We start from the raw sequence: 8,553 nt of genomic DNA, 5'->3' as shown, positions 1-8,553 counted from the left end.
GCGGTGCCGCGGGCCATCGTCACCGTGCCGAGATAGACGATCCGGTCGGTCCCCGGCGCCGGCACCTCGGCGGGCACGCGCACCGTGTTGGGCACGACGGGATGGGGACGCCGGAAACGGTCCTGGTAGGCGTATTCGGCGAGAAGGAGCCGGTGGCGGCGCTCGGCCAGGCGTTCGGCCGCGCGCCAGCCGCCGCCGACCAGACCTTTGGCCGGACCGGGCAGCCAGTCCTTGGCGACGAGCGCGGCAGCGGGGTCCTCGTGGACGTCCCAGACGAGATTGCGCAGCCGCAGCCCGGCGACGGCGGCGACGAGTTCGGGGTCATGGACCAGGACCAGGTCGTGGGTGCCGGCCTCGGTTCGGATCAGGTCGCGGGCGGCCCGGTCGGCGCGCATCCGGTCCCGGCCGATCGCGCGGGGCAGGTCGAGGGTCCGCAGCCCGCCGAGGATGGGCTCGGGACGGCCGTATGCCCGGAAGGGCGCGGCATATGTCACCTGCCAACCGTCGGCGAGCAGTGCGGGGATCTGCCGGTGGCGGATGCGGGAGTCTTCGGGGTCGTGCACGACCGTGACGACGAGGATGCTCGGCATACGGCGCTGCTCAGCCGATGCCGGGCGGGCCGGCGGGGTGTTTCTTGGGGTCCCAGCCCTCGTAGGCCGTCAGGATGGCCTCGGTGGGGCCGTCGGCGATGAGGCGGCCGTGGTGCATCCACAGGACGCGGTCGCACAGGTCGCGGACGGTGGAGTTGGAGTGCGAGACGAGGAAGACCGTCGAGGCCTTCTCGCGGATCTCGTCGACCTTCTCCCCGCTGCGCTTGCGGAACTCCGCATCGCCGGTCGAGAGCGCCTCGTCGATCATCAGCACATCGGGGACGGCGGCGGTCGAGATGGCGAATCGCAGCCGGGCTGCCATGCCCGAGGAGTAGGTCGACATCGGCCGGTAGACGGCGTCCCCGATGCCGGAGAAGGCGACGATCTCCTCGAACCGCTCCTTGACCTGGGCCTTGGTCAGGCCCAGGGCCTGACCGCCGATGTAGATATTGCGTTCGCCGCTCAGCGCGCTCATCAGGACCGCGTTGACGCCGAGCAGGGCCGGGGTGCCGGCGAGGAAGACCTCGCCGTTGGTGGGCGGCAGCAGGCCGGCGACGGCGCGCAGCAGGGTCGACTTGCCCGAGCCGTTGCGGCCGATGATCCCGACGGACTCACCGTGATAGGCGACGAACGAGACGTCCTTGACGGCATGCACGCTCTGCACGGTCGCGACCGTCTTGCCCCGGCCGATCAGGTTGCGGAAGATCGACTCGCCCTCGTCGTCGCCGATGGCGGAGGTGTTGGAACGCTTGCCGCCGACGACCCGATAAATGATGTCGAGGTGGGAGACGATCGCGGCGGGCCGGCGCTCGGGGACCGGTGACGTGCGGCCGCCGGCGGGGGTGTCAGGCGCGGCCATACTTCGCCTCGTCCCGCCAGAAGAACCACAGCCCGAAGGCCGGCAACACGACGGCCCACCCGAGCCCCGCAGCCCACTGGATCCACTGGATCGGCGCCTCCTCGAGGAGGCACTGGCGCACCAGCGCGATCGGCAGCGCGAAGGGCTGGATCATCAGCACGTCGCCGACGAAGGGGTCGAAGCGCGCGGCATACGCCTCGATGCTGAAGAACACGCCGGAGACATAGCGCAGAACCCGGATCGCCACCGGGATCAGGTTGGTCATGTCCCGCGAGATATTGACCAGCCGCGCCGCGATGAGGACCATGCCGCCGAGGATCGCCGTCTGCATCGCCAGCGCCACCGGCAGCAGCAGCCAGTGCCAGCGGACGGGCTCACCCGTGACGATGACGACGACCATCAGGACCGCGATAGCCGGCAGGACTGTCACGACCTGGGTCAGCGTCTCGGCGACCGGCAGCACCGCCCGCGGGAAGCGAAGCGCGCGCACGAGACCGATGTTGTTGACGATCGACTTCGAGCCCCGGGTGATGGAGGAGGCCATGTAGCCGAAGATCACGACGCCGATGGCGAGGAAGGCGATGAAGTTGGTCGTGCCCTTCGTCGTCGGGACGAGCAGGCCGAAGACGAGGTAGTAGCTGCCGATGAGCAGCAGCGGGTTCAGGACTGTCCACAGCATGCCGAGCCGGTCGGAGCTGTTGCGCGCCACGGTCTGCGCGGTCGACAGGGTCCAGATGAACGAGCGCTGCCCCCACAGGCTGCCCACGTAATCGCCGAACGGCGGCCGTCCGCCGAGCGACGGCAGGCCGTGGCGCTTGGCCAGCGCCGCAGCCTCCTCCGCGCTCAGCGCCGGAGGGGTCTGCGGCAGACCCTCCGGGCCTGCGGTCACAGGCGGGAGACCTTCTCGCCCGGGGCGGCGACGCCCCGGGTGTCGAAGAACCGCTGCGCGCGCGCGGCGAGGGCGTCCACGTCATACTCCCGGTGGTTTTGCACGAGGATGACCAGGTCGGCGGTGGACACGGCGGTCTCCAGGTCCTCGGCGCGGCTCGCGGACCCATTGGCGGCCGTCCAGTCGGGCACGTGCGGGTCGTGATACTGCACGACTGCGCCCTTGTCGGCCAGCGCCTTCGCCAGCGGCACGGCCGGGCTCTCACGCTGGTCGGCGATATTGGGCTTGTAGGTCACGCCGAGCAGCAGCACCCTCGAGCCCCGGAGCGGCTTGCTGTCGAGATTGAGCAGGTTCTGCGCGCGCGAGGTGACATAGGACGGCATACCCGCGTTGATCTCCTGGGCCAGCTCGACGAACCGGAACGGGTAGCCGAGGCGGGCGCGGACATTGTGCGAGAGGTAGTTGGGGTCGATCGGGATGCAGTGGCCGCCGACGCCGGGGCCGGGATAGAACGCCTGGAAGCCGAACGGCTTGGTCTTCGCGGCCGCGATGACATCCCACAGGTCGATGCCGAGGTCATGGCAGAAGCGGGCCATCTCGTTGACGAGGGCGATATTGATGTGCCGGTAGGTGTTCTCGAGCAGCTTGGCCGTCTCGGCCTCGCGGGTGCCCTTGGCTCGCACGACGGTGTCGACGAACTGGCCGTAGAAGGCCGCGGCCGCGTCGCCACACGCGGGGGTGTGGCCGCCGACGACCTTGGGGGTGTTCTTGGCGCCGAAGTGCTCGTTGCCCGGGTCGATGCGCTCGGGGGAGAAGGCGAGGTGGAAGTCGGTGCCGGCCTTCAGGCCGGTCTCCTCGAGGATCGGGCGGACGACCTCGTCGGTCGTGCCGGGGTAGGTCGTCGACTCGAGGATGACGAGCATCCCGGGCTTGAGGTTGTCGCGGATGGTGTTGACGGCCGCGATGACGGGCCCGAGGTCCGGGCCCCCGTCCGCCGAGAGCGGCGTCGGCACGCAGATCACGATCGTCTTGGCTTCCGCCAGCCGGCTCGCGTCGGTCGTCGCCTCGAAGCCCTGCTCGAGCATCTTGGCGATGTCGGCGTCACTGAGGTCGTCGACGTGGGAGGCGCCGGCGTTGAGGCCGTCCACGACCCGCTGGCCGATGTCGAAGCCCAGCACCTTCAAGCCCACGTGGGAGGCCTCCTGCGCGAGCGGCAGGCCGACATACCCGAGGCCGACGATGGCAACGTCAACGGACATACGTGTTTCTCCTTGATGGGCCGAGAGCCCGCGGGATGGCAAGCGGTGGCGATCGCGACCTGCGCGACTCCGTGCAGCGGGAGTCCTCAGATCCACAACATTCTATCCGCACCCCTGCGGGCCCCCGATCCACGACACAGTGCGCCCGGGGGTGCCAGGCACGCCGGCCCGCCGGGGCGAGCGTGACATGATCGGGCCACCATGACCAGCGCCGGATCGCCGAACCCTGCACCGCGCCGGCAACCGCCCGGCGCCGAGCGCATCCTGCTCATGTCGAGCAATGGAGCCGGCATGGGTCACCTGACCCGGCTGCTCGCGTATGCCGCGCACCTGCCGGCCGAGGTCGAGCCCTACGTGCTCTCGCTCTCGCAGGCCGTGCCCGTGGTCGCGCAGTTCGGCTACCGCTATGAATACCTGCCCTCGCACGGCGCCCTCGGGATGACCTCGGCCTTGTGGCAGCCCCTCTTCCAGGAGCGCCTCATCGAGACCGTGGGCCGGGTGCGGCCCCGCGTCGTCGTCTTCGACGGAACCCACCCCTATCGCGGCATCGACGCGGCCCGGGAGGTGCACCCCGGCGTGCGCTGGGTGTGGTCGCGCCGGGGCATGTGGAAGCCGGGCCTGAACGGCGACCAACTCGCCAAGTCGGCGTGGTTCGACGAGGTGATCGAGCCCGGTGACATGGCGGCCGAAGCCGACAAGGGTGCCTCGGCGACCGCACCGGCATACCGCGTGGGCCCGGTGACCCTGACCGACCGGGAGGACCTGCTCCCGCGGGCCGAGGCGCGGGCGGCCCTGGGGCTGCCGGCCGAGGGCCGCATCGGCCTGATCTCGTTGGGAGCCGGCAATATCAACGACACCTCGCGTGACATCGGCGCGGCGGCGGCGGCGCTGCGGGCGGCGGGGTGCGCGGTGGCCGTGACCGATGTCGCGATCGCCGAGTCGGCCCACGCCAGTGACGTCCACCTCGTGCGTGCCTACCCGCTCGCGCGCTGCTACGCCGCCTTCGATCTCGTCGTCGCGGCGACGGGATACAACTCCTTCCACGAGGTGCTGCGGCTCGGCGTGCCGGCGATTCTGATCCCCAACGCCGGCACCTCCCTCGACGACCAGGCCGCCCGCGCGACGTATGCCGCCCAACGCGGCTGGGCCCTCGCCCCCGAGGCGGGTGGCCTGGACGACGCGGTGCGCACGATGCTGTCGTATGGCGCGGACATGGCCGCCGCCGCGCAGCACGCCGATCCCGGCAACGGAGCCCGCGCGGCCGCCGAGCGTCTCCTGGCCGTGGCGGTGGGCGATGTGGAGGGGGGCCGGGTATGACGCGTGGTCGCACGAGCGATGGCAAGCCGCGTTGGCTGGTGGGCGCGGCGCGCACGGTGCGGTCCTCGGGCCGGCTGTCCGCGCTGGGCAACCGAGCCGTGGGCGGGGTGCAGGGCAACCGCACGCTGGTCGACGTGGCGACACGGGTGTTCGCCTTCTCCGGCGGGGTGCCTTTGATCTATCTCAAGGGCGGCGTGGCGGTGGCGGACGTGCCCAATCCGGAGCGGCTCCCGGTGGTCTTGGTCAATGCCGTCGGCGCCGGCGTGGAGGCGATCCCGGGACTGATCGAGGAGGTTGCCGGGCTGCAACGGGAGACGCTGGGGTTCCGGCCCGTGCTGCTGGTCTCCGTGCCGTGCTTCCGGGAGGTCCGCGCCCAGGGCTGGCCGATGGAACTCGTTGTGCCGCAGCAGGAGTGGGACTTCGAGCAGGAGTGGGAGGATTATCTCGCCGGGCGCGTGGCGATGATCGCGACGCGTTATCGAACATGGGGGAGTGTGGGGGTCGTGGACGGTCGTCTCGAGCCGATGGGGCGGCGGGTGTTGCAGCAGCTGGCGACCTATCGCCCGTGGGAGGCGAGCTTCCTGTGAGGCCGGTGCACCAGCACGGCGAGTGGAGCGAGGCCCAACTGCTCGGTGCCAAGGCCGGCCAGCGGGTCAGCGTCGTCATCCCGGCTCGGGACGAGCAGGACTCGGTGGGTGATGTCGTCGCGCGAGTCCGGGAGGAATGGGTCGAGCGTCATCCGCTAGTCGACGAGGTGATCGTCATCGACAGCGACTCCAAGGACGCCACGGCGGAGCGCGCGCGCTCTGCGGGGGCCCTCGTGTTCGCGGCTGCGGAGGTCAGGCCCGATGTCGGTGCGGCACAGGGCAAGGGCGAGGCACTGTGGAAGGCCCTGCACGTCGTCACCGGCGACCTGCTCGTCTTCCTCGACGCCGACCTGCTCGACTGGGGACCCCATTTCGTGCCCGGGCTGTTGGGCCCGCTGCTCACCGACCCGCAGGTGCGGCTGGTCAAGGCGGTCTACGACCGGCCCATGGTGGACGACGGTGGACGGCAGGCCGAGGCGGGCGGCCGCGTGACGGAGCTGGTGGCGCGCCCCCTCATCGCGCTGCACTGGCCCTACCTCTCCGATCTTGTCCAGCCCCTCTCCGGCGAGTGGGCGATCCGCCGCTCCACCTTCGAACGGCTGTCAGTGCCGATGGGCTACGGCGTCGAGATCGCGGCGGTCGTGGACGTGGCCGAGCGGCACGGCGCCGACGCGATTGCGCAAGTCGATCTCGGGCGGCGCACGCATCGTCACCATCGCCACGACACGCTCGGCCCGATGGCCGTGCAGGTGCTGGCCGCCGCGGAGGTGCGGCTCGGCTGGCGCTCACCCGGGCGCCGCGACGATCATGTGACGCTGGTTCAATATGACCGCACGCCAACGGGATTCGTGCGCCACGAACGTCATCCCAATATTGGTGAGCGACCACCGGCATGGTCGGTGGAGGGTTACCGGAACGAGACGGGCGAGGATTTGCGGCAATGACCTTCCGCTTGGGGCGGACCGTGTTCGACAGCGATGCCCGCCTGGTGATGGCGATCGTCAATCGCACCCCGGACTCGTTCTATGACAAGGGTGCGACGTGGGACGACGCCGCGGCCAAGGACCGCGTCCGGCTGGTCGTCGACCAGGGCGCCGACATCGTGGACATCGGCGGCATCAAGGCCGCGCCCGGGGTCGAGATCGACGCCGAGGAGGAGAAGCGCCGGGTCGTCGACTTCGTCGCGTGGGTGCGTGGCACGTTCCCCGATCTGATCATCTCGGTCGACACCTGGCGTGCCGAGGTGGGTCGCGCGGTGTGCGAGGCCGGCGCCGACCTGCTCAATGACGCCTGGGGCGGCGCGGACCCCGAACTGCCCGCTGTCGCAGCGGAATTCGGGGCGGCGCTCGTGTGCACACACACCGGCGGGGTGCCGCCGCGGACCCGGCCGTTTCGCATCGAGTACGACGACGTGGTCGACGACATCCGCGAGTCGCTGGTGGAGCAGGCCGAGCGAGCGGCTGCCCTCGGGGTCGCACGCGACCGGATCCTCATCGACCCGGCGCACGACTTCGGCAAGAACACCTACCACTCGCTGGAGGCGACCCGGCGGCTCGGTGAACTGGTCGCCACCGGCTGGCCGGTGCTGGTGTCCTTGTCCAACAAGGACTTCGTCGGCGAGACGCTGGACAAGCCGGTCGGCGAGCGACTCACCGGCACACTCGCGACGACAGCGGTCTCGGCCTGGCTGGGCGCCAACGTCTTTCGGGCCCATGAGGTGGCCGAGACCCGGCAGGTGCTCGACATGGTCTCCAGCATCGCCGGCCACCGTCGGCCGGCGCGCACGGTCAGGGGTCTGCAATGAGTCCGTCGGCTGAGCAGGATCTCGGGGCGATCCGGGGTGCTCTCGTCGTGCCCGGCCTGCCGATGCAACTGCCGGAGTATGCCGGGCAGGCCGACGCCGGCGGTGAGATTCGCGAGCGCTCGGTGGCTGCGCTCGTCGAGGCGATTGCGGACTGGAAGCCCTCGGCCGTCGTCGTCGTGGCCGGGCATGACCCGCTCGCGGAACACACCAAGGGGTCCGTCGGGGCGCGCGTGGCGCGCCTGTTGCTTGCCGGGGCCGGCTGGGAGGGGCCGGTCCGGGAGATCTCCGTCCCGATCGACGCCGACCCCGGTGAACTCGACGGGGCCGCGGAACGGGTGCTCGAGGGCCGCACGGCCACGGGCGCCCTCGTGCTCGTGCCGGCCGACCTGAGCGCCAAGCGCACCGAGGCCGCGCCCGGCCATTTCGACGAGCGCGCCGCCGCATTCGACGCGCACGTCCTCGACGCCATCGCCTCCGGCGATGCCGCGGCGCTCATCCGGTGCGATCTGGTTCTGGCCCAGGAGCTGTGGGCCACGGGGCAGGCGCCCCTGCAGGTCCTCGCCCGGGTGCTACCCGCTCCGGTGCGCAGCGAGATCATGTGGAGCGCGCTGCCCTGGGGTGTTCAGTACGTCCGGGCCCGCTGGTGGGGCCGCAAGGCCTGACCCGCCGCCTTCCCTAGCCCGGGACCGACCGACGGGAGCAGACTGGCCCACACGCGTCATACCGTGTGACGCCGCGAAGGAGGCAGCGAAACCATGTCCGGACACACCTACGGCATCTCCGAGGTCGTCGGCACCTCCGACGAGTCCATCGACGCCGCCATCAAGAGTGCCATCGCCAAGGCCAGCGAGACGGTGCGCCACCTCGACTGGTTCGAGGTCGGCAGCATCCGCGGCCATGTCGTCGACGGCGGCGTCGGCCACGTCCAGGTGACCCTCAAGCTCGGCTTCCGCATCGAGGACTGACCAGCCGGCCGCGATCGTGCCGGTGCCACTGGATACCCTTCGAGGAGGTCCCGCACACCCGACGAAGGAGTCCCCATGGAGTTGGCCGGTCGTTCTGCGCTCGTGACGGGGGGTGCGTCCGGGCTGGGTGCGGCCACGGTCCGCCGGCTGTATGCCGAGGGCGCCGCCGTGGTGATCGTCGACCTGCCGGCGTCGGCCGGTGCCGACCTGGCAGGCGAGTTGGGGGAGCGGGCCCGGTTCGTCGCGGCCGACGTGACCGATGAGGGGCAGGTGGCCGCTGCCG

The 8,553-nt window shown here is 70.9% G+C and carries 10 protein-coding genes and 1 pseudogene; 7 read left to right on the top strand and 4 right to left on the bottom strand.

What is annotated here, in order from left to right:
• The 4 genes and pseudogenes from BN11_RS23480 to BN11_RS06380 form a co-directional block, all read right to left on the bottom strand.
• Positions 1-590 (bottom strand): annotated as a pseudogene (locus BN11_RS23480) (glycosyl transferase); the annotation flags it as partial.
• Positions 591-600: 10 nt separating this feature from the next.
• Positions 601-1,449 (bottom strand): ABC transporter ATP-binding protein, encoded by an 849-nt coding sequence (locus BN11_RS06390; RefSeq protein WP_048695935.1) that lies wholly within the window; start codon positions 1,447-1,449, stop codon positions 601-603.
• On the bottom strand, positions 1,436-2,338 hold the full coding sequence (locus tag BN11_RS06385; RefSeq protein ID WP_048695933.1) for an ABC transporter permease: 903 nt from the start codon (positions 2,336-2,338) through the stop codon (positions 1,436-1,438). The genes BN11_RS06390 and BN11_RS06385 overlap by 14 nt, the downstream gene beginning before the upstream one ends.
• Positions 2,335-3,597, bottom strand: coding sequence for a nucleotide sugar dehydrogenase (locus BN11_RS06380; RefSeq protein ID WP_048695931.1), 1,263 nt, complete (start codon positions 3,595-3,597; stop codon positions 2,335-2,337). The genes BN11_RS06385 and BN11_RS06380 overlap by 4 nt, the downstream gene beginning before the upstream one ends.
• Positions 3,598-3,798: 201 nt before the next feature.
• On the opposite strand from BN11_RS06380, the gene BN11_RS06375 reads away from it, so the two are divergent.
• The 7 genes from BN11_RS06375 to BN11_RS23475 form a co-directional block, all read left to right on the top strand.
• Entirely contained in the window at positions 3,799-4,914 is a 1,116-nt protein-coding gene (locus tag BN11_RS06375; protein WP_048695929.1) for a UDP-N-acetylglucosamine--LPS N-acetylglucosamine transferase, read from the top strand.
• Positions 4,911-5,501 (top strand): hypothetical protein, encoded by a 591-nt coding sequence (locus BN11_RS06370; protein WP_048695927.1) that lies wholly within the window; start codon positions 4,911-4,913, stop codon positions 5,499-5,501. The genes BN11_RS06375 and BN11_RS06370 overlap by 4 nt, the downstream gene beginning before the upstream one ends.
• Positions 5,480-6,445 carry a glucosyl-3-phosphoglycerate synthase gene (locus BN11_RS06365; protein WP_048695924.1) on the top strand — a complete coding sequence of 322 codons (966 nt, stop codon included), beginning with the start codon at positions 5,480-5,482 and terminating at the stop codon, positions 6,443-6,445. The genes BN11_RS06370 and BN11_RS06365 overlap by 22 nt, the downstream gene beginning before the upstream one ends.
• Positions 6,442-7,305, top strand: coding sequence for a dihydropteroate synthase (folP, locus tag BN11_RS06360; RefSeq protein WP_048695922.1), 864 nt, complete (start codon positions 6,442-6,444; stop codon positions 7,303-7,305). Before BN11_RS06365 ends, folP begins: the two co-directional genes overlap by 4 nt.
• A complete protein-coding gene (locus BN11_RS06355) occupies positions 7,302-7,967 on the top strand; it encodes a class III extradiol ring-cleavage dioxygenase family protein (protein ID WP_048695920.1) in 666 nt (221 codons plus the stop codon). Before folP ends, BN11_RS06355 begins: the two co-directional genes overlap by 4 nt.
• A gap of 93 nt (positions 7,968-8,060) precedes the next feature.
• Complete coding sequence (locus tag BN11_RS06350) at positions 8,061-8,270, top strand: dodecin (RefSeq protein ID WP_048695917.1); 210 nt, start codon at positions 8,061-8,063, stop codon at positions 8,268-8,270.
• 75 nt (positions 8,271-8,345) lie between these two features.
• The coding region (locus BN11_RS23475) for an SDR family NAD(P)-dependent oxidoreductase (RefSeq protein ID WP_048695913.1) at positions 8,346-8,553 on the top strand (208 nt) is incomplete at its 3' end.

It is taken from the genome of Nostocoides australiense Ben110 (genome assembly GCF_001050535.1).
Taxonomy (GTDB): domain Bacteria; phylum Actinomycetota; class Actinomycetes; order Actinomycetales; family Dermatophilaceae; genus Nostocoides_A; species Nostocoides_A australiense.
The sequence above is the reverse complement of the archived record's forward strand: the minus strand, read 5'-3'. Positions and strand labels throughout refer to the sequence as shown.

Bases quoted from the DNA above. Each gene is read 5' to 3' on its own strand.
- BN11_RS06390 (WP_048695935.1), bottom strand. From the start codon at position 1,449: ATGGCCGCGCCTGACACCCCCGCCGGCGGCCGCACGTCACCGGTCCCC.
- BN11_RS06380 (WP_048695931.1), bottom strand. From the start codon at position 3,597: ATGTCCGTTGACGTTGCCATCGTCGGCCTCGGGTATGTCGGCCTGCCG.
- BN11_RS06375 (WP_048695929.1), top strand. From the start codon at position 3,799: ATGACCAGCGCCGGATCGCCGAACCCTGCACCGCGCCGGCAACCGCCC.
- BN11_RS06370 (WP_048695927.1), top strand. From the start codon at position 4,911: ATGACGCGTGGTCGCACGAGCGATGGCAAGCCGCGTTGGCTGGTGGGC.
- folP (WP_048695922.1), top strand. From the start codon at position 6,442: ATGACCTTCCGCTTGGGGCGGACCGTGTTCGACAGCGATGCCCGCCTG.
- BN11_RS06355 (WP_048695920.1), top strand. From the start codon at position 7,302: ATGAGTCCGTCGGCTGAGCAGGATCTCGGGGCGATCCGGGGTGCTCTC.
- BN11_RS06350 (WP_048695917.1), top strand. From the start codon at position 8,061: ATGTCCGGACACACCTACGGCATCTCCGAGGTCGTCGGCACCTCCGAC.